The sequence below is a fragment of the Streptomyces doebereineriae genome (genome assembly GCF_031845645.1).
Classification (GTDB): domain Bacteria; phylum Actinomycetota; class Actinomycetes; order Streptomycetales; family Streptomycetaceae; genus Streptomyces; species Streptomyces canus.
The window spans coordinates 1-386 of sequence record NZ_JAVREZ010000591.1; the positions used below are offsets into that span (position 1 = coordinate 1).

The following is a 386-nucleotide window of genomic DNA, read 5'->3' on the forward strand; positions in this document are numbered from 1 at the left end:
TCAGCCATACCCGGCCCGCAGGCCCGGCGGCTCCGGCGCTTCAGCCCCGCCCGACCGACAGATTCAGCCCGCCGGGACCGCCCAGCCCCCCGGCCGGGTCGCGGCGCAGGGCGACCGAGCCGAACGGGGTCCGCAGCCGCAGCCAGGCGCCCGAGGCGAACAGCGATACGGGGAGACCGGGGTCGGCGCGCAGGAAGCCGAGGGACTGGGCCGCGTGGACCGCGCGCAGGGGCAGTTCGGTGGCGCCGACCGGGCGGGACCAGATCTCCCGGCCGATCCGGTCACGTTCGGCACGGGTACGGAGCTCCTCGGGCAGCGCCTCGTCCCGCGTACGGAACTCGGCGACGGCCGCGTCGAGGGCGGCGCGCAGGGCGTCCGGCCGGGGC

At 78.5% G+C, this 386-nt stretch carries 1 pseudogene; it reads right to left on the reverse strand.

The window, feature by feature from the left end:
- Positions 1–40: 40 nt before the first annotated feature.
- Positions 41–386: pseudogene (locus RNB18_RS53405) on the reverse strand (hypothetical protein); the annotation flags it as partial.